This window comes from Streptomyces sp. NPDC002490 (genome assembly GCF_040296045.1).
Lineage (GTDB): Bacteria > Actinomycetota > Actinomycetes > Streptomycetales > Streptomycetaceae > Streptomyces.
Map to the genome: position 1 here is coordinate 87920 of NZ_JBEOWM010000019.1, position 19650 is coordinate 107569.

The window sequence follows — 19650 nt, forward strand, 5'->3', positions numbered from 1 at the left end:
GACGCCTCCCGCCGGGGCCCCGGCCCCCCGCCGCCCGGGGGGCGGCGGGGGCCGGAGGCCTTCAGCGTTCGGAGCCGCGGGGGGACACCCAGGCGTAGCGGTGCTCGGGCCGGCCCGTGTCCCCGTACCGCAGGGTCAGCTGGAGCCGGCCGGCCTGCTCCAGGTGGCGCAGGTAACGCTGGGCGGTGGACCGGCTGAGTCCGGTCTGGGCGGCCACCTCGTGCGCGGAGAGCGGCTGTGCGGCGCGGTGCAGCACCCCGCATATCAGGTCGGTCGTCGGCACCGAGTGCCCGCTCGGCAAGCCCTGGGGCGGCGTCGCGGAGGTGGTGCGCAGGGCGCCGAAGATCCGGTCCACCTGTTCCTGGCCGGCCATTCCGCTGCCGCCGACGCGGTCCACCGTGCGGCGTAGGGCCGCGTACGCCTCCAGGCGACTGCGCAGCGCGTCGAAGGTGAAGGGCTTCACCAAGTAGTGCAGGGCGCCCAGACGCATGGCGTCCTGCACGGTGGTGACGTCGCTCGCGGCCGTGATCATGATCACATCGGTGCGGTGGCCGAGTTGACGCATGTGCTGGACGAGGGAGAGTCCGGTCCGGTCGGGCAGGTAGTGGTCGAGCAGGACGAGGTCGATCTCCTCCCGCGCCACGGCGGCGAGGGCCTGGGAGGCGTCGTGGGCGCGACCGACCACGCGGAACCCCGGGACCTTGGCCACGTAGCGGGCGTTGATCTCTGCGACGCGGAAGTCGTCGTCCACGACCAGGACGTCAATCATCGACCGGGCCTTTCTGGTTAAGCCCACGGTGAGGCTTCGTTGTTCTAGCGCGCGCAAAACGAGCACAACAGGGTTTTGCAATCAGAAGATGGGCCAGCGCGCACAAGGATCGCACTGCGGCGCACATCCCACTTAGCGTGCCGGCCCATGAGCACAGATAACCAGTCCGCGGGCGGTCGGTGACCCGCCCGCGGCGGTTCGGCACCGTGCACTGAGCCGGTCCACCGAACCGTACGGGAACGCCCCTCCCGGACGGCGCACCCCGCCCGAGCCGCCCACCGCCTCCCGCCCCGCCGCCACGGACCCCCACCAGAACCCCTGTACGCCCCGCTGAAGGCCCGGCGGCCCCTCCCGCTCCCCCGGGGCGGGTCGCCGCACCCCCGGCCCCTGACGCGCCCTTCGGGGCCGTCGGGAAGAGACCCCCACGAGGACGTGATGCACATGCGGGACAGCGGTAGGTGGGTGTCGGCCGTCGGCGCGGGGGCGATGGCGCTGGGCGCGCTGGTGGGACTGTCCCTGGTGAGCGGGGGGCCGGGCGGTGACGGCCCCGGGGTGGAGAACGTCCCGTCCCGCACCGAGACGACGGTCAACGAGGCCGAGGACGGCAACCCGCCGGCCGGGCACCGCCCGGAGCGCGCCCTGTCCGGCGAGTTCCGCACCGCCACGGCGGCGGCCCTCCGACCGGCCGCCGCCCCCGGCGGCGGGTGAACCCCCACCACCCGCCGCCGGGGCCGTCACCGACCGCGCTGCCGCCCCGCCGGGCCCGGCCGGACCGGAGCCCCGCAGAACCGCACACAGACCAAGGGCTGCCCCCGGCCCTTCCAGGTGAGCCCCCGCGCACTTCCCCCGCCGCGCGGGGGCTCACGCACGCGTGACCCAGGCGTAGCGGTGCTCGGGGCGCCCCGTCTCCCCGTACTTGAGGCTCAGCCGCACCCGCCCCGCCCGCTCCAGCAGCTTCAGGTAGCGCTGTGCCGTCTGCCGGCTCAACCGGGTGCGGTCCGCCAACTCCTGGGCGGATACCGGGCCCTCGGCGGACAGCAGCGCCTTGCGCACCAACTCGGCCGTGGTGGGGGAGTGGCCCTTGGGCAGGGCGGGCTCCCCCCGCACCGCGAGCGCGCCGAAGATCCGGTCGACCTCCGCCTGCTCGGCCTCGCCGCCGCCGCGCAGGGTGAGCTGGAGCGCCGCGTAGGCCTCCAGCTTGCTCCGCAGTCCGGAGAACGCGAACGGCTTCACCAGGTACTGGAGCGCGCCGAGGCGCATCGCGGCCTGGACGGTGCCCACGTCCCGGGCGGCCGTCACCATGATCACGTCGGTCTGGTGGCCGCGCTCGCGCAGCCGGCGCACCACGTCGAGGCCGGTCTCGTCGGGGAGGTAGTGGTCGAGCAGGACGAGGTCGACCTTGCCGTGTTCCACCTGCTCCAGGGCCTCGGCCGCGTTGTACGCCTTGGCCGCCACGCGGAAGCCGGTGATCTTCTCGACGTACGCCGCGTTCACGTCCGCCACGCGGACGTCGTCGTCGACGACCAGGACCTCGATCACCGGGCCTCCTCGGTGTTCGTCAGTTGGTTCGCCAGTTCCTCGCCGGTCAGCGCCTCCGGCAGCCGCACGGTGAACTCCGCGCCGCCGTCCGGGGACTCGCCCACCTCCGCGCCCCCGCCCTCGCGCTCGGCCAGCCGGCGCACCAGCGCCAGACCGATGCCGCGCTTGCCGCGCGCCGGGACCTTCTTGGTGGTCCACCCCTCCAGGAAGATGGTCTCCCGCTGCTCCGGCGGCACCCCGGGGCCGCTGTCCCGCACCCGCAGCACCGCGGTGCGTCCCTCGGCCCGCAGTTCGACCACCACCCGGGCGTCCGGCGACCCCGAGGAGGCGTCCAGGGCGTTGTCCACGAGGTTGCCGACGATGGTGACCAGCCCGCGCGGATCGACCAGCAGGTCGGGGAGGTAGCTGTCCGGGGAGACGGCGAGCGAGACGCCGCGCTCGGCCGCGACCGTCGCCTTGCCGACGAGGAGGGCGGCGAGCAACGGGTCGTGGATCTTCTCGGTGATCTGCTCCGCGGTGACCCGGTGGGCGCCCGCGACCTCGCCGACGAACTCGACGGCCTCCTGGTACATCTCCAGCTCCAGCAGGCCGAGCAGGGTGTGCATCCGGTTCGCGTGCTCGTGGTCCTGCGCCCGCAGGGCGTCGATCAGACCGCGCGTGGAGTCCAGCTCCCGGCCCAGTTGCTCCAGTTCGGTGCGGTCCCGGAGGGTGGCGACGGCGCCCCCGTCGTCGGTGGGCATCCGGTTCGCGATCAGCACCCGCAGCCCCCGGACCGTGACCAGGTCGGTGCCGGTGACCCGGCCGGCCAGGACGTCGGTGGTGCGGCCCGGTCCCAACGCCGCGTCCAAGGACCGGCCCACCGCGCTGGTGCCGAGGTTCAGCAGCCGGCTGGCCTCGTCGTTCAGCAGCCGGATGCGGCCGTTGCGGTCGAGCGCCACCACGCCCTCGCGGATGCCGTGCAGCATGGCCTCGCGCTCGGCCAGCAGCGCGGAGATGTCGGAGAAGGCGAGGTCCCGGGTCTGCCGCTGCACCCGGCGGGAGATCAGGTACGCGGCGAGCGCGCCCACGGCCATCGCCCCGCCCGCGTAGGCCAGCAGGCTGGGGATGGTGTGGATGAGCCGGGCGCGCACGCTGTCGTACTCGATGCCGACCGACACCGCGCCGATGATCGTGCCGTGGGCGTCGCGCAACGGCACCTTCCCGCGGGCGGAGCGCCCGAGGGTGCCGTTGTCGATCTCCATGATCTCGTCGCCCGACAGCGGGACGCTGGGGTCCGTGGAGACCACCTGGCCGATCTGGCGAGGGTCGGTGTGCGACCAGCGCACCCCGTCCGTGTTCATGATGACGATGTACTCGGCACCGCTGGCCCGCCGGATGCGCTCCGCGACGTCCTGGACCGGCCCGCCGGGGGTCGGGACGGACGCCGTCATGTCCCGGGCGATCTGGGGCTGTGCGGCGGTCGTCTGGGCGATGGACAGGGCGCGGCGCATCGCCTGGTCGTCGAGCTGGTCGCTGAGCGGCGCCAGGAACAGCCCCGTGGCCAGCACGGCGACGCCGGCGGCGATCGCCAGCTGCATCAGGAGCACCTGCGAGAACACCCGCCGGGGCAGGCCGAGCCGCAGGCGGCGCGTGGGGGGAGACGAGCTCATGTGTACGAACGGTACGGGGCCCGGGGGCCTCGGCCGTAGTCCCTGTGGTGGGGATCTCGTGACGGCGAACGGGGAATGACGCTCCGTGCCGGAGGGGTCACGCCCCCGACGGCACGGGCCCTCCGGCGACGGCACGGACGGCGATCACGTCCATACGCGCCGGGGTCGCCGCGGACCCGCCGCAACTCTCCGGCCGGGGCGGCAGCGAGGCGCCCCGGGCGACCGTCACCCGCCAACTCCGCCCGTCGACGTGGGACACGGTCACCTCCCAGCGGGGCGCCTCCCCTTCGGTCCGCACCACCTCCAGGACGTCCGCGGCCTCCTCCCGCACCGCTCGGCGCACCGCCAACTCGGCGGCCTGGCCGGGTCGCTCCCACGCCGAACCGCCTCGACAGCCCTCAGTGACGATCCGCCCCCGCTCGACCGCCGTCAGGACCTCCTTCAACAGCGGTGCGTCCGCCCGGCCGTACGCGTATCCGTACGGCAGGACCAGGGCCGTCGGCGAGAAGCGGTGCCCCCCGAGGTGGGTGACCTCCCAGACGCCCGGGGTGCCGGAGGCGGCCAGTTCGTGCGCGAGCGGTCGGCCGCGCAGCGCGCAACAGCGGTCGCGCTTGCCGTTGGTGCACACCAGCACCAGCGGGGCGCCCCGGTGCGCGCCGGCACCGGTGTGCAGGTCGAACCCGTGCGGGTCGCCGGCGCCGAGCGCCGTGAAGTCGAGGTCGAGCAGCCGGGCCGGGTCGCCGTCCGGGGCCTCCCGCACCCAGCCGGCACCGGGCACGGTGTGCGCGGCGTACATCCGGCGCCGCCCCGCCCGGTGCCGGTCGGCGTGCCGCCCCGGCCGGCGGATCAGGGCGACCCGCACTCCGGTGCCGCGGGCGGCGGCCTCCAGCGCCCCGCCGATCCCGGGGTCCAGACGGCTCTGGGTGAGGGCCTTGGCCCCCCACGGGCCGGGCTGCTCGATCAGCAGCCAGGTCCGGGCGGTGGCCGCGGTTCCGGCCAGGGGCTCGCCGAAGCCCTGCGAGGCACTCGTGCACGTACTCACGCAGGCGAGCCTAACCCGATGTACCGGAACTCCCCGTTCCGCAGGGTTGTCGCGGCGGTCGGAGCCCCCGTCGGACCCTCGTATCCTGGTCCCCGGCCCACCCCTCCGGGCGCGGGCCGGGACGGTCCAGCCCAGGGGAGAGGTCGCGCCGTGGCGCAGCAGCAGGTTCCGGTCGTCGTGCTCGCGGGTTTCCTCGGCGCCGGGAAGACCACCGTGCTCAACCACCTGCTGCACAGCAGCCGGGGGAGCCGGATCGGGGCGATCGTCAACGACTTCGGGTCCATCGAGATCGACGCCATGGCGGTCGCCGGCCAACTCGGCGACTCCACCGTCTCCCTGGGCAACGGCTGTCTGTGCTGCGCCGTCGACGCCGGCGAACTGGACACCTACCTCGACCGGCTGACCCGTCCCGAGACACGGATCGACCTCGTCGTCATCGAGGCCAGCGGACTCGCCGAACCGCAGGAGCTGGTCCGCATGCTCCTGGCGAGCGAGAACCCGCACATCGTGTACGGGGGCCTGGTGGAGGTCGTCGACGCCGTCGAGTTCGACGCCACCCGCCTGCGTCACCCCGAGGTGGACCGGCACCTGGGCATCGCCGACCTGGTGGTGGTCAACAAGGCCGACCGGGTCCCGCCGGCGCAGTTGCACCGGGTGCGGGAGACGGTGATGGGGCTGGTCGACCGGGCCGCCGTGGTCAGCGTGGCCCACGGCCGCATCGACCCCGAACTCCTCTTCGACCGCAAGGCCGTGGCGGAACGGGTGGGCCAGCTCTCCTTCGACGACCTGGCCGCCGGCACGGCCGGCGCCGAAGCCCCCGGGCACGGACACCTGCACGACGGCTACGGGACCGTGGCGTTCCGGTCCGCCCGGGCGCTGCACCCGCGCCGGCTGATGGACGTCCTGGACGGACGGCCCGAGGGGCTCTACCGCATCAAGGGGTACGTCGACTTCGGCACCGTCGACCCGGACCACCGCTACGCGGTGCACGCCGTCGGCCGCTTCCTGCGCTTCTACCCCGAGCCCTGGCCCGTCGAGGAGGACCGCACCACCGGCCTCGTCCTCATCGGGACGGAACTCGACGCCGAGGCGCTCACCGCACGGCTGGACGCCTGCCGGATCGCCCCTGACGAGGAGCCGCCCGCCGAGCACGCCCTGTGGGGCGTGCTGCGGTACGTCCCCGGGCCCGCCGACCCGGACGACGGCAGCCCGTACCCGGTCGAGGAACCCGAGGTCCCCGACCGGGTCTGAAGCCGGCCGTCACACCGGGCCGGCCACCACGGCGACGGGCTTGCCCAGCGCCACCCCCGAACCGTCCCGGCGCGGGTCGATCTCCGGAAGCTCCACGGGGGCGCCGCTGCGCTGCGCGGCCCGGGCGGGCGCCGGGCCGGCCCAGGCGAAGGCCAGACAGTCCTCGCCCTTCAGGAACCGCTGGCAGCGCACCCCGCCGGTGGCCCTGCCCTTGCGGGGGTACTGGTCGAACGGGGTCAGCTTGGCCGTCGTCTGCACCGAGTCGTCCAGCGTGCCGCGCGAGCCGGCCACCGTGAAGACCAGCGCGTCGACCGCGGGGTCGACCGCGGCGAAGGAGATCACCTTGGCGCCCTCGGTGAGCTTGATGCCGGCCATGCCGCCCGCGGGCCGGCCCTGCGGACGCACCTGGGACGCCGGGAACCGCAGCAGCTGGGCGTCGTCCGTGACGAAGACCAGGTCCTCCTCGCCGGTGCGCAGCTCGACGCCGCCGACGATCCGGTCGCCCTCGCGCAGCCCGATGACCTCCAGCTCCTCCTTGTTGGACGGGTAGTCCGGCACCACCCGTTTGACGACGCCCTGTTCCGTGCCGAGCGCGAGGCCCGGCGAGGACTCGTCCAGGGTGGTCAGGCAGACCACCCGCTCGTCACCCTCCAGCGTCAGGAACTCGGTCAGCGCGGCTCCGCCGGAGAGCACCGGGGCCGCCGCCGTGTCCGGGAGCTGGGGCAGGTCGATCACCGACAGCCGAAGCAGCCGCCCGGTGGAGGTCACCGCGCCCACCTCGCCGCGCGCGGTGGCGGGCACCGCCGACACGATCACGTCGTGCTTGGCGCGGCGCCCCCCCTCCGCGGCGAACGGCTCGGCGGTCGCGGTGCGGGCCAGCAGGCCGGTGGAGGAGAGCAGCACCCGGCACGGGTCGTCGGCCACCTGGAGCGGCACCGCGGCGGCCGGGGCGCTGCCCGCGGACTCCAACAGCACGGTGCGGCGCGGGGTGCCGAACTTCTTGGCGACCGAGGCCAGCTCGCCCGAGACCATCTTGCGCAGCTCGGCGTCGGACTCCAGGACGCGCGTCAGCTCCGCGATCTCCCCGGTCAGCCGGTCCCGCTCGGACTCCAGCTCGACCCGGTCGAACTTGGTCAGGCGGCGCAGCGGCGTGTCCAGGATGTACTGGGTCTGCACCTCGCTCAGCGAGAAGCGCTCGATCAGCCGCTCCTTGGCCTGGGCGCTGTTGTCGCTGGAGCGGATGACCCGGATGACCTCGTCGATGTCGACGAGCGCCACCAGCAGGCCCTCCACCAGGTGCAGCCGGTCGCGCCGCTTGGTGCGCCGGAACTCGCTGCGCCGGCGCACCACCGTGAACCGGTGGTCGAGGTAGACCTCCAGCAGCTCCTTCAACCCCAGGGTGAGCGGCTGGCCGTCCACCAGGGCGACGTTGTTGATGCCGAAGGACTCCTCCATCGGCGTCAGCTTGTAGAGGTGCTCCAGCACCGCTTCCGGGACGAAGCCGTTCTTGACCTCGATGACCAGCCGCAGCCCGTGCTCGCGGTCGGTGAGGTCCTTGACGTCGGCGACGCCCTGGAGCTTCTTGGAGCCGACCAGGTCCTTGATCTTCGAGATGACCTTCTCGGGGCCGACCGAGAACGGCAGTTCCGTCACCACCAGGCCCTTGCGCCGGGCGGTCACCGGCTCCACCGACACCGTCGCGCGGATCTTGAAGGTGCCCCGGCCGCTCTCGTAGGCGTCCCGGATGCCCGAGAGGCCCACCACCCGGCCGCCGGTCGGCAGGTCGGGCCCCGGCACGTACTTCATCAGCGCGTCCAGGTCGGCGCCCGGGTGGCGGATCAGATGGCGGGCGGCGGCGATGACCTCCCCCAGGTTGTGCGGCGGCATGTTGGTGGCCATGCCGACCGCGATCCCCGAGGAGCCGTTGACCAGGAGGTTCGGATAGGCGGCCGGCAGGGCCACCGGCTCCTGCTCCTGGCCGTCGTAGTTGGGTGCGAAGTCGACGGTGTCCTCGTCGATCGACTCCGTCATCAGGGAGGTCGCGTCCGCCATCCGGCACTCGGTGTACCGCATGGCCGCGGGCGGGTCGTCGTTGCCCAGGGAACCGAAGTTCCCGTGCCCGTCGACCAGGGGCACCCGCATGGAGAAGGGCTGCGCCATGCGCACCAGCGCGTCGTAGATCGACGCGTCGCCGTGCGGGTGCAGCTTGCCCATCACCTCGCCGACGACCCGGGCGCACTTCACGTAGCCGCGTTCGGGGCGCAGGCCCATCTCGTTCATCTGGTAGACGATCCGGCGCTGGACGGGCTTCATGCCGTCCCGGGCGTCGGGCAGGGCGCGCGAGTAGATGACCGAGTAGGCGTACTCGAGGAAGGAGCCCTGCATCTCGTCGACGACGTCGATGTCGAGGATCCTCTCCTCGAAGTCGTCGGGCGGCGGGGTCTTCGTGCTGCGGCGGGCCATCGCTGCTGCGGCTCCTCACAGTGTGTGCCAGGGCAGGAAACGGGATAACGGATGCCGACCATTGTGGCCCGGCGGACTGACAGCGCCGACCGCGACCCGTCCGCCGGTTCGCCGAGGTGCTCGCTCTCGGCGTAGCGGGGCCGGGAACTCCTCCACCCGTCAGCGCGCTTGCATACAGTGGCAGGACGGTAGGACGACTTCCAGTTTTCCGCGATCGAAGGGACGTACATGCCCATGGGTCACACGGCCACGCAGGCCGGCTCCGGCGGCCTGACAGCAACGGAACACCGCCTGGCCAACGGCCTGCGCGTGGTGCTCTCCGAGGACCACCTGACCCCGGTCGCCGCGGTCTGCCTGTGGTACGACGTGGGTTCGCGCCACGAAGTCAAGGGCCGTACCGGTCTGGCTCACCTCTTCGAGCACCTGATGTTCCAGGGGTCGAAACAGGTACCGGGCAACGGCCACTTCGAACTGGTGCAGGGCGCCGGCGGCTCCCTCAACGGCACCACCAGCTTCGAACGGACCAACTACTTCGAGACCATGCCCGCGCACCAGCTGGAGCTGGCGCTGTGGCTGGAGGCCGACCGGATGGGCTCGCTGCTCGCCGCGCTCGACCTGGAATCCCTCGACAACCAGCGCGCCGTGGTCAAGAACGAGCGCCGCCAGCGCTACGACAACGTCCCCTACGGCACCGCCTTCGAGAAGCTCACCGCCCTCGCCTTCCCGGACGGCCACCCGTACCACCACACCCCGATCGGCTCGATGGCCGACCTGGACGCGGCGACACTGGAGGACGCGCGGGACTTCTTCCGCACCTACTACGCGCCCAACAACGCGGTGCTCTCCGTGGTCGGCGACATCGACCCGGAGCGGACGCTCGCCTGGATCGAGAAGTACTTCGGCTCCATCCCCGGGCACGACGGCAAGCCCGCCCCGCGCGACGGAGCGCTGCCCGAGGTCATCGGCGGGGAACTGCGCCAGCTCGTCGAGGAGGAGGTGCCCTCCCGCGCGCTGATGGCCGCCTACCGGCTCCCGGAGGACGGCACCCGCGCGGCCGACGCGGCCGACCTGGCGCTCACCGTCCTCGGCGGCGGCGAGTCCTCCCGCATCTACAACCGGCTGGTCCGCCGCGACCGCACCGCGGTCGGCGCCGGCTTCGGGCTGCTCCGCCTGGCCGGCGCGCCCTCGCTGGGCTGGCTGGACGTGAAGACCTCCGCCGGCGTCGAGGTCCCCGAGATCGAGGCCGCCGTGGACGAGGAACTGGCCCGGTTCGCCGCCCAGGGCCCCACGCCCGAGGAGATGGAACGGGCCCAGGCCCAGTTGGAGCGCGAGTGGCTGGACCGGCTCGGCACCGTCGCCGGCCGCGCCGACGAACTGTGCCGGTACGCGGTCCTGTTCGGTGACCCCCAGCTCGCCCTCACCGCCGTCCAGCGGGTGCTGGACGTCACCGCGGAGGAGGTGCGTGAGGTGGCCGCGGCGCGCCTGCGGCCCGACAACCGCGCGGTGCTCGTCTACGAACCGCTGGAGCAGCCGCAGGCCGACGCCGACGAGAACGCAGACGAGGAGGCGGCCAAGTGACCACCGCCGAACCCACCGTGACCATGGACTTCCACCCCCAGCCGCAGGCCGGCACGGCCCGCCCCTGGGCCTTCCCCGAGCCCACCCGGCACACCCTCGGCAACGGCCTGACCGTGCTGCGCTGCGACCGTCCGGGCCAGCAGGTCGTCGCCGTGGAGGTGCTGCTGGACAGCCCGCTGGACGCCGAACCGGCCGGCCTCGACGGCGTCGCCACCATCATGGCCCGGGCGTTCTCCGAGGGCACCGACAAGCACTCCGCCGAGGAGTTCGCCGCCGAGCTGGAGCGCTGCGGCGCCACCCTGGACGCCCACGCCGACCACCCCTGCGTGCGGATCTCCCTCGAAGTGCCCGCCTCCCGGCTGGCGAAGGCCCTCGGGCTCCTCGCCGACGCCCTGCGCGCCCCGGCCTTCGCCGACAGCGAGGTCGAGCGGCTGGTCCGCAACCGCCTCGACGAGATCCCGCACGAGGCCGCGAACCCGTCCCGCCGCGCGGCCAAGGAGCTGTACCGCCAGCTCTTTCCCGCCGAGGCGCGGATGTCCCGGCCCCGCCAGGGCACCGAGGAGACCGTGGCGGCGATCGACGCGGCGGCCGTCCGCGCCTTCTACGAGAAGCACGTGCGCCCCGCCACCACCACGGCCGTCGTCGTCGGCGACCTCGCCGGCCTGGACGTGGAGGGACTCCTCGCCGACACCCTCGGCGCCTGGACCGGCAGCCCCTCGGCCCCCCGGGTCGTTGCGCCGGTGACCGCCGACGACACCGGGCGGGTGTTCATCGTGGACCGCCCCGGCGCGGTGCAGACGCAGCTGCTCATCGGACGGATCGGTGCCGACCGGCACGACCGGGTGTGGCCCGCGCAGGTGCTGGGCACCTACTGCCTGGGCGGCACCCTCACCTCGCGGCTGGACCGCGTGCTGCGCGAGGAGAAGGGCTACACCTACGGGGTGCGGGCCTTTGGCCAGGTGCTGCGCTCCACCTCGGAGGGCACCGGGGCGGCGATGCTCGCCATCTCCGGCTCCGTCGACACCGAGTCCACCGGGCCCGCGCTGACGGACCTGTGGACGGTGTTGCGCACTCTCGCCGCGGAAGGGCTCACCGACGCGGAGCGGGACGTGGCCGTGCAGAACCTGGTGGGGGTCGCCCCGTTGAAGTACGAGACGGCCGCGGCCGTCGCGGGCACCCTCGCCGACCAGGTCGAGCAGGGGCTCCCCGACGACTACCAGGGGCAGCTGTACCAGCGCTTGGCGGCCACCGGCACCGTGGAGGCGACGGCGGCCGCGGTGAACGCCTTCCCGGTGGACCGGCTGGTGACGGTCCTGGTGGGTGACGCGGCGCAGATCGAGGAGCCCGTGCGCGCCCTGGGCATCGGCGAGGTCACGGTCGTGACCGGCTGACCGCGTGCGGGCCCGCGGACCCCTTGCGGCCCGCGGGCCCGCACGGTGGCTCAACACCCGCTCGGCAGTCGCTCGGTGCGGTGGCGACCACGCGGGCGGGGGCGGCGTCGAACAGCGGGCGCAGCCGGTGACCGAGCGGACGGCGGCTCAGGCGGTACCGGGCGGAGGCGGATTCCCGCCCGTCCGCCGTCTCCGCGCGCCGCGGACACCGGACGGCAAGGGCCGCGGCCGTACCGGCGCGACGCGCTCCGGACCGTACCCCGCGAGGGGGTCCGTCGTGTCGTTCCGTCAGGAGTGCGGTGTGGGACGGATGTCCCGAAAGGGCGGGAGGTTGCGGTCCGCGGTGTGGCGTGCGCTACAAAACGGCCGTTCCGTTTGTCGTACCGAAGATCCTCCCCGTAGCGTCGGGGCGGCTGTCCGTCGTGCGGTACGCCGCAGTCGCGGCACCGGACAGTCATCGCCGAGTCCCCGTACGGTGCGAGCCAGGGGAGCCGGGGACCCGATCCGTCCCTGGGGTGAATCGGACGCCCGTCGCCACGCGGAGGGGGTCCGTAGGAGACCTTCCTGCTCCGAACCCGTCAGCTAACCCGGTAGGCGAGAGGGAAGGAAAGGACAGCCACTTCATGGCGTTCACCCGTGCCACCGGTAAGCACCGTCGCCCCACGCGCATCTCGCGGACCACCGCGAACGTCGCCGGCGTCGCCACCCTCACCACGACCGGTGTCATCGGTACCCTCGCTTCACCGGCCCTGGCCGCCCAGGAGCCGTCCTCGCTGGAGGACACGGGCCTCACCAAGACGGTGTCCATCGGCGACGCCGTCGCCGACGAGATCGACGCCCAGGCCGCCGCCCAGCAGATCGCCGCCGACGAGGCCGCCGCCATGGAGCTGGCCGAGGCGGAGGCCAAGCTGCGGGCCGCCGAGCAGAAGCGGCAGGCCGAGGCCGAGGCGGCGAAAGAGCGCGAGGCCCAGGAACGCGCCGCCCGCGAGGCCGAGCGCAAGCGCCTCAACACCTACGTGAGCCCGATCGCCGGCAGCTACGTCTCCACGTCCTACGGAGCGGGCGGCAACATCTGGTCCTCCGGCACCCACACCGGCATCGACTTCCACGCCAGCACCGGCACCCCGGTCCAGTCCGTGGGCTACGGCACCGTCGTCGAAGCCGGCTGGGCCGGCGCGTACGGCAACAACGTCGTCATCAAGATGCACGACGGCACCTACACCCAGTACGCCCACCTCTCGTCGGTGGCCGTCTTCGCGGGCCAGGCCGTCACCACCGGGCAGCAGATCGGACTGGCCGGGGCCACCGGCAACGTCACCGGCTCGCACCTGCACTTCGAGGCCCGGACCGGCGCCGACTACGGCTCCGACCTCGACCCCCTGGCCTACCTCCGCAGCCACGGGGTCAACCTCTGACCCACCCGCTCCGGCGGAACGTTCCGTCGACACCGTGAGCACCGAAGGGCCCCGGCCACCCGCCGGGGCCCTTCCGCACGTCCGGGCCCGCCCGCCCGCCTGTCCGTCCGTTCGATACGTGGCGGCCGTCCCATCGGTGTGAGGAATTCCCGTGCGGGTCGGAAAATTCCGCGTACTGCAATAGAGTCATCGAATCAGAGTCGATCGACCGCGGTGTGCGGACATAAAGCGGAGGTCCGATCGTGAGTATTCCCGCCACGGCGGTGTGCTCGGCCATTCGGGATGACATCGTCAGCGGTGTCCTGGAATGCGGGAGCCGCCTCACCGAGGAAGTGCTGGCCCGTCGCTACGGCGTTTCCCGGGTGCCGGTGCGCGAGGCGCTGCGCACCCTGGAGGCCGAGGGGTTCGTGGTCACCCGTCGGCACGCCGGGGCCTGCGTCGCCCGGCCGACCGAACGGGAGGCGGCCGATCTGCTGGAGGTGCGCCGGCTGCTGGAGCCGCTGGGGGCGTCCCGGGCCGCCGAGCGGCGCACCGAAGCCCACCTGAAGGTGCTGCGCGGTCTGGTGCGGCTGGGGCGGGAGCGGGCCGAGAACGGCACGGGCGAGGAACTCCGCTCGCTGGGCACCTGGTTCCACGAGACCTTGGACCAGGCTTCGGGAGGCCAGGGGCTCACCGCGATGCTCACCCAGCTCCGGCACAAGATCACCTGGATGTACACCGTCGAGCCGGCGGCGCGACCGGCCGAGCAGTGGGTCGAGCACGGAGTCCTCGTGGACGCGGTGGCCCGCGGGGACGCGGAACGCGCCGGCACCCTGATGGCCGCCCACACCGAGCGCGAGATCGGCGCGATGGTGGCCCGTCGCCGCCGGTTCCCGCACCGGCCGGGGGACGACGGGGCGGCGGCCGGCACGCGGGCGGGGAAACATTCCGTCAACACGGCGGGTGCGTCCCGGTAACACGGGGACGGTAGAAAAGGAGGAGGCGGGATTGCCGTAGGAATTCACTCTTCATTTCGGTGCCGTGCGTGCCGAAGGCGAGGGAAGTGAATTCTCTGACGATCGGGCCGATGCATCCGCCGGTGTGACGGAAAGCGATCCGCGGGCCTCGTGGTGCGGTGCGGGATTCGTGAATTCCCGTGAAGCGATGCGGGCCGAACGCGGGGGAGGCGTCCTCCCCGGAACGGCCCTGGCGCACCACGACGGGCGCCGGTCGGACCGCCTCCCGTGGGTCCGGTCCCCCGAGAGGCCGCTCCGCCCCGCCGGGAGCGGCCCGTGACGGCGGGCCCACCCGCCCGGCTCACACCGTCTCGGGCAACTCCTCCAGTCCTTCGGCCACCAACTTCGCCAGTCGGTCCAGCGCGGCGTCCGCACCCTCCGCCTCCGAGGCCAGGACGACCTCCTCGCCGCCGTGCGCACCCAGCCCCAGCACCGCCAGCATCGAGGCCGCGTTGACCGGGTCGGCGCCCCCCTTGGCGATCGTCACGGGAAGGCCGGTGGCCGAGGCCGCCCGGACGAAGATGGAGGCGGGGCGGGCGTGGAGACCCTCAGCCCAACCGACGGTGACGCGGCGCTCAGCCATGTGATGCTGCCCTTCAGGTGCTCTCTCGGGTGGTATGACCCTCTTCGGTTGTCTAGACCAGTCTCCCACAGCGGTGGCGGCCGGCCCGTGCGGTCGCCGGGCGCCGTGCCCGCGTCGACCGGGCGTTCACGTACCCATCCGGGGGGAGCCCGGAAACCAGGCGCCGCGCCGCCGACCGACCCCGGGGCGCTCCCCAGCCTGCCCCGCGCCCGGGCCGACCGCGACCCGTACGCTGACCCCATGCAGACCCCGCCGGACCAGCACGACTACCCGTCCCACTGGGAGGCCGACGTCGTGTTGCGCGACGGCGGCACCGCGCGCATCAGACCCATCACCACCGAGGACGCCGACCGGCTGGTCAGCTTCTACGAGCACGTCTCGGACGAGTCGAAGTACTACCGGTTCTTCGCCCCGTACCCGGAGCTCTCCGACAAGGACGTGCACCGCTTCACCCACCACGACTTCGTGGACCGGGTCGGCCTTGCCGCGACCGTGGGCGGCGAGTTCATCGCCACCGTCCGCTACGACCGGATCGACGCCCACGGCCGCCCCGCCTCCGCCCCCGCCGACGAGGCCGAGGTCGCCTTCCTGGTCCAGGACGCCCACCAGGGCCGGGGCGTCGCCTCCGCCCTGCTCGAACACATAGCCGCGGTCGCCCGCGAACGCGACATCCGCCGCTTCGCCGCCGAAGTGCTTCCGGCCAACACCAAGATGATCAAGGTGTTCACCGACGCCGGCTACCGGCAGAAGCGCAGCTTCGAGGACGGCGTGGTCCGGCTGGAGTTCGCGATCGAACCCACCGAAGCGTCCGTGGCCGTGCAGCACGCCCGCGAGCAGCGCGCCGAGGCCCGCTCCGTCCAACGACTGCTGCGCCCCGGGTCGGTCGCCGTCGTCGGGGTGGGCCGGGCCCCGGGCGGGGCGGGCCGTGCGCTCCTGGAGAACCTGGTCGCCGCCGGGTTCACCGGCAGGCTCCACGCGGTGAACAAGGCGTTCCCCGCGGACCTCACCGCCCTCGACGGCGTCCCCGCCCACCGGTCCGTCGCGGAGATCGGCGCCCCCGTCGACCTCGCCGTGGTCGCCGTCCCCGCCGAGCAGGTGCTCCAGGTGGTGGACGAGTGCGGGGCGCACGGCGTGCAGGGGCTCGTGGTCGTCGCCGCGGGCTACGCCGACCTGGGCGAGGAGGGGCGGGCCCGCCAACGGGCCCTGGTGCGCCGGGTCCGTTCCTACGGCATGCGTCTGATCGGCCCCAACGCCTTCGGGATCATCAACACCTCCGAGGCCACCCGCCTCAACGCCTCCCTCGCACCGGACATGCCCCGCCCCGGTCGGGTCGGCCTGTTCGCCCAGTCCGGGGCCATCGGCATCGCCCTGCTGTCCCGGCTGCACCGCCGCGGCGGCGGGGTGACCGGAGCCCCCGGGGTCACCGGGGTGTCCACCTTCGTCTCGGCCGGCAACCGCGCCGACGTCTCCGGCAACGACGTCCTCCAGTACTGGTACGACGACCCGGACACCGACGTCGCCCTGATGTACCTGGAGTCGATCGGCAACCCCCGCAAGTTCGCCCGGCTCGCCCGCCGCACCGCGGCCACCAAGCCCCTGGTCGTCGTCCAGGGCGCCCGGCACCGCGGCATCTCCCCGCTGGGGCACGCGGTCCCCGCCACCCAACTGCCCCACGCCACCGTCGCGGACCTGCTGCGGCAGGCCGGCGTGGTCCGGGTCGACACCATCACCGAACTGGTCGACGCGGGACTGCTGCTCGCCAGTCAACCGCTGCCGGCCGGTCCCCGGGTCGCGATCCTCGGCAACTCCGAATCCCTGGGGCTGCTCACCTACGACGCCTGCCTCTCCGAGGGGCTGCGTCCGCTGGGCCCGCTCGACCTCGGCACCGCCGCCGCGCCCGAGGAGTTCCGGCGGGCGCTGGGTCGGGCCCTGGCCGACCGGGAGTGCGACGCGGTGATCGTCACCGCCATCCCGCGGGTCGGCGAGGGCGGCGGTTCGGACGAGGAACTCGCCGGCGCCCTCCGGGCCGCGGTCGCCGCCCACCCCGCCAAGCCGGTGGCCGTGGCCCACGTCGAACTGGGCCGGCTGGCGCAGGCGCTGGCCGTCGCCAGCGGCACCGGCCCCCGCCCCGCCGAGCCGCCGGCCGCCGCCCCCCGCCCCGAGGCCCCGGACGCCCCCGCCGGCATCGAGCCGTCCGCCGCCGGCATCCCCGCCTATCCGGCGACCGAACGGGCCGTCCGCGCCCTCGGCCAGGCCGTCCGGTACGCCCAGTGGCGCCGCGAGGCCGCCGACCCCGGCAAGGTGCCCGAGCTCGACGGCGCCGACCGCGCCGGCGCCGCGGAGCTGATCGCCGGGCTGCTCGACGCCCACCCCGACGACGACCCCCGCGGCTTCGCCGTCCCCGAGGACCGGGCCCGGGCCCTGCTCGCCCGCTACGGCATCGCGGTGCACGCCACGCTCCCCGCCGCCGGCCCGGACCAGGCCGTCGCCGCCGCCCGACTGCTCGGCTACCCGGTCGCCCTCAAGGCCACCGCCCCGCACCTGCGGCACCGGGCCGACCTGGGCAGCGTCCGCCTCGACCTGGCCGACGAGGAGCAGCTGCGCCGCGGCTACGCCGAACTCGCCGAGTCCCTGGGCACCCCGGCCGAGCTGCGGCCCGTGGTGCAGGCCATGGCCCCGCGGGGGGTGGACACCGTCATCCGCACCGTGATCGACCCGATCGTCGGGGCGGTGCTCTCCTTCGGGCTCGCCGGGGCGGCCTCGGAACTCCTCGGCGACACCGCGCACCGGCTGATCCCCGTCACCGACCGGGACGCCCGCTCCGTGGTCCGGGCCATCCGGACCGCGCCGGTGCTCTTCGGCTGGCGCGGCGCCGCCCCCGTGGACACCGCCGCCCTCGAAGAGCTCCTGCTGCGCGTCTCCCTCCTGGTGGACGAGCACCCGGAGGTCGTCGGCATCACCCTGGAGCCCGTGGTCGTCGCCGAGCACGGCCTGTCCGTGCTGGGCGCCACGGTCCGTCTCGCCCGCCCGCCGGCCCGGGACGACCTGGGGCCGCGGACCCTCCCCGCCTACTGACGGGCCGGCCGGACCGGGCCCGTCCCTGGCGTGATCCTTTCCTCGCTGTGGTGCTGCACACTCCGCTCACCAGGAGACCTCGTGCGACACCTACGCCCGGCGCGGGGGCCGTAGGATGGGCGCCATGGCCAAGACCAGTACGACGACCCAGGGGCTGCGCACGGCGATCGAGCGCAGCGGCTACTACCCGGCTCTGGTGGCCGAAGCGGTGGAGGCCGCGGTCGGCAGCGAGCCGATCGGCTCGTACCTGGTCCACCAGGAGACCACCTTCGACTCCAACGAGGTGCGCCGCCACGTCACCGTGCTCGTCCTCACCGGCACCCGCTTCATCGTGAGCCACACCGACGAGCAGGCGGCGGACGGCTCCTCGCCGACCCCGTTCGCGACCACCTCCACGGAATCCGTGAAGCTGGACCGCATCTCGTCGGTCGTGGTCAGCAGGGTCGTCGCCAACCCGGAGGCGTACACCCCCGGAACGCTGCCCCGCGAGGTCGTGCTCACCATCGGCTGGGGGGCCGTCGCCCGGATCGACCTCGAACCGGCCGCCTGCGGCGACCCCAACTGCGAGGCCGACCACGGCTACACCGGCAGCACCACCGCCGATGACCTGAGCCTGCGGGTCAGCGAGGCCGGCGACGGCCTGGAGGCGGTCCGCCAGACCCTCGCCTTCGCCCAGGCCCTCTCCGAAGCGACCGCGGAGACCGGTCGCTGATGGTCCCGTCCGCCTGGGACTTCGTGGAACCCCTGCCCCTCGACTCCGCCCCGGTGCCCGCCTACGGTTCGGGCTCGCTCGCCGACCTGCTGCCCACCCTCGCGGCGGGCCTGGGCGTGCCCGGCACCGTGAACGCGATACCGCAGCTCACCCCCGCCGACCGCAACTGCGTCTTCCTCATCGACGGGCTGGGCTGGCAGCAACTGCTGGCCCACCCCGACGAGGCGCCCTTCATGAGCGCCCTGATCGCCAGCTCGCTCGGCGGCACCGGCCGCCCCCTGACCACCGGCTACCCGGCCACCACCGCCGCCTCCCTGGCGTCGGTGGGCACCGGTCTGACACCCGGCGAGCACGGTCTGCCCGGCTACACGGTGCGCAACCCGGACACCGGCGAGCTGATGAACCAGCTCCGCTGGTACCCCTGGACGCCGCCGCACGAGTGGCAGCCGCACCCCACCGTCTTCCAGCGCGCGCACGAGGCGGGCGTGCACACCGCGCAGGTGTCCGCCCCGCAGTTCCAGAACACCCCGCTCACCCAGGTCGCGCTGAGCGGCGGCACCTTCCTCGGACGCCTCTCCGGCGAGGAGCGCATGGACGTCGCCGCCGAGCAACTCGCCGCCGGTGACCGCTCGTTGGTCTACACGTACTACGCCGAGGTGGACGGCAACGGTCACCGCTACGGGGTGGACTCCGACGCCTGGCGCGGCCAACTCATGTACGTGGACCGACTGGTTCAGCGACTCGCCGAGCAACTGCCCCCGCGCAGCGCCCTGTACGTGACGGCCGACCACGGCATGGTGGACATCCCCCTCGACCCCGAGCACCGGGTGGACGTCGACGAGGACTGGGAGTTGCGCGCCGGCGTGGCCCTGTTGGGCGGCGAGGGGCGCGCCCGCCACGTGTACGCGGTGCCCGGTGCCCAGGCGGACGTGCTCGCGGTGTGGCGGGAGGTGCTGGGGGACCGCTTCTGGGTTGCCGGACGCGAGGAGGCCATCGCCGCGGGCTGGTTCGGCCCCCGGGTCGATCCGCGCGTCCACGCGCGGATCGGCGACGTGGTGGCCGCCGCCCGGGACGACGTCCTGATCGTCGCCAGCGAGCGGGAGCCCAAGGAGTCGTTGCTGATCGGCAACCACGGCTCGCTGACCCCGGCCGAACAACTGGTTCCGCTGCTCGAAGTACGCTCCTGAT

The 19650-nt window shown here is 73.7% G+C and carries 15 protein-coding genes and 1 riboswitch; of the genes, 9 read left to right on the top strand and 6 right to left on the bottom strand.

Going from position 1 to position 19650, the window contains the following annotated elements; genetic code table 11:
• Positions 1-61: 61 nt before the first annotated feature.
• On the bottom strand, positions 62-769 hold the full coding sequence (locus ABT092_RS14800) for a response regulator (RefSeq protein ID WP_351243663.1): 708 nt from the start codon (positions 767-769) through the stop codon (positions 62-64).
• 441 nt (positions 770-1210) lie between these two features.
• On the opposite strand from ABT092_RS14800, the gene ABT092_RS14805 reads away from it, so the two are divergent.
• Entirely contained in the window at positions 1211-1477 is a 267-nt protein-coding gene (locus ABT092_RS14805; RefSeq protein ID WP_351243665.1) for a hypothetical protein, read from the top strand.
• Between the two features lie 153 nt (positions 1478-1630).
• Here the strand turns inward: ABT092_RS14805 and ABT092_RS14810 are convergent, their stop codons facing one another.
• The 3 genes from ABT092_RS14810 to ABT092_RS14820 form a co-directional block, all read right to left on the bottom strand.
• Positions 1631-2308, bottom strand: coding sequence for a response regulator (locus tag ABT092_RS14810; protein WP_351243667.1), 678 nt, complete (start codon positions 2306-2308; stop codon positions 1631-1633).
• Entirely contained in the window at positions 2305-3957 is a 1653-nt protein-coding gene (locus ABT092_RS14815; RefSeq protein ID WP_351243669.1) for an ATP-binding protein, read from the bottom strand. The genes ABT092_RS14810 and ABT092_RS14815 overlap by 4 nt, the downstream gene beginning before the upstream one ends.
• Before the next feature lie 97 nt (positions 3958-4054).
• On the bottom strand, positions 4055-4999 hold the full coding sequence (locus tag ABT092_RS14820; RefSeq protein ID WP_351243671.1) for a ferredoxin family protein: 945 nt from the start codon (positions 4997-4999) through the stop codon (positions 4055-4057).
• 150 nt (positions 5000-5149) lie between these two features.
• Between ABT092_RS14820 and ABT092_RS14825 the strand changes: the two genes are divergently transcribed.
• The gene (locus ABT092_RS14825) at positions 5150-6250 is read left to right on the top strand and encodes a CobW family GTP-binding protein (protein WP_351243673.1); all 1101 of its coding nucleotides are present in this window, start codon (positions 5150-5152) and stop codon (positions 6248-6250) included.
• Positions 6251-6259: 9 nt separating this feature from the next.
• On the opposite strand, the gene ABT092_RS14830 is transcribed toward ABT092_RS14825, so the two are convergent.
• Entirely contained in the window at positions 6260-8713 is a 2454-nt protein-coding gene (locus ABT092_RS14830; protein WP_351243675.1) for a DNA gyrase/topoisomerase IV subunit A, read from the bottom strand.
• Positions 8714-8941: 228 nt separating this feature from the next.
• Here ABT092_RS14830 and ABT092_RS14835 point away from each other — a divergent pair, with 228 nt between their 5' ends.
• The 4 genes from ABT092_RS14835 to ABT092_RS14850 all read left to right on the top strand — a co-directional run bounded on the left by ABT092_RS14835 (position 8942) and on the right by ABT092_RS14850 (position 14053).
• On the top strand, positions 8942-10291 hold the full coding sequence (locus ABT092_RS14835; protein ID WP_351243677.1) for a M16 family metallopeptidase: 1350 nt from the start codon (positions 8942-8944) through the stop codon (positions 10289-10291).
• A gap of 23 nt (positions 10292-10314) precedes the next feature.
• A complete protein-coding gene (locus ABT092_RS14840; RefSeq protein WP_351243748.1) occupies positions 10315-11682 on the top strand; it encodes a M16 family metallopeptidase in 1368 nt (455 codons plus the stop codon).
• Positions 11683-12130: 448 nt separating this feature from the next.
• Positions 12131-12294: riboswitch (cyclic di-AMP (ydaO/yuaA leader) on the top strand.
• A gap of 11 nt (positions 12295-12305) precedes the next feature.
• The gene (locus ABT092_RS14845; protein ID WP_351243679.1) at positions 12306-13097 is read left to right on the top strand and encodes a M23 family metallopeptidase; all 792 of its coding nucleotides are present in this window, start codon (positions 12306-12308) and stop codon (positions 13095-13097) included.
• A gap of 242 nt (positions 13098-13339) precedes the next feature.
• On the top strand, positions 13340-14053 hold the full coding sequence (locus ABT092_RS14850) for a GntR family transcriptional regulator (RefSeq protein WP_351243681.1): 714 nt from the start codon (positions 13340-13342) through the stop codon (positions 14051-14053).
• A gap of 340 nt (positions 14054-14393) precedes the next feature.
• On the opposite strand, the gene ABT092_RS14855 is transcribed toward ABT092_RS14850, so the two are convergent.
• Positions 14394-14675, bottom strand: coding sequence for an HPr family phosphocarrier protein (locus tag ABT092_RS14855; RefSeq protein WP_351243683.1), 282 nt, complete (start codon positions 14673-14675; stop codon positions 14394-14396).
• A 240-nt stretch (positions 14676-14915) separates the two neighbouring features.
• On the opposite strand from ABT092_RS14855, the gene ABT092_RS14860 reads away from it, so the two are divergent.
• The 3 genes from ABT092_RS14860 to ABT092_RS14870 all read left to right on the top strand — a co-directional run bounded on the left by ABT092_RS14860 (position 14916) and on the right by ABT092_RS14870 (position 19649).
• Positions 14916-17750, top strand: coding sequence for a bifunctional acetate--CoA ligase family protein/GNAT family N-acetyltransferase (locus ABT092_RS14860; RefSeq protein ID WP_351243685.1), 2835 nt, complete (start codon positions 14916-14918; stop codon positions 17748-17750).
• 124 nt (positions 17751-17874) lie between these two features.
• Complete coding sequence (locus tag ABT092_RS14865; RefSeq protein WP_351243687.1) at positions 17875-18462, top strand: DUF5998 family protein; 588 nt, start codon at positions 17875-17877, stop codon at positions 18460-18462.
• The gene (locus ABT092_RS14870) at positions 18462-19649 is read left to right on the top strand and encodes an alkaline phosphatase family protein (RefSeq protein ID WP_351243689.1); all 1188 of its coding nucleotides are present in this window, start codon (positions 18462-18464) and stop codon (positions 19647-19649) included. Before ABT092_RS14865 ends, ABT092_RS14870 begins: the two co-directional genes overlap by 1 nt.
• Position 19650 lies beyond the last annotated feature (1 nt).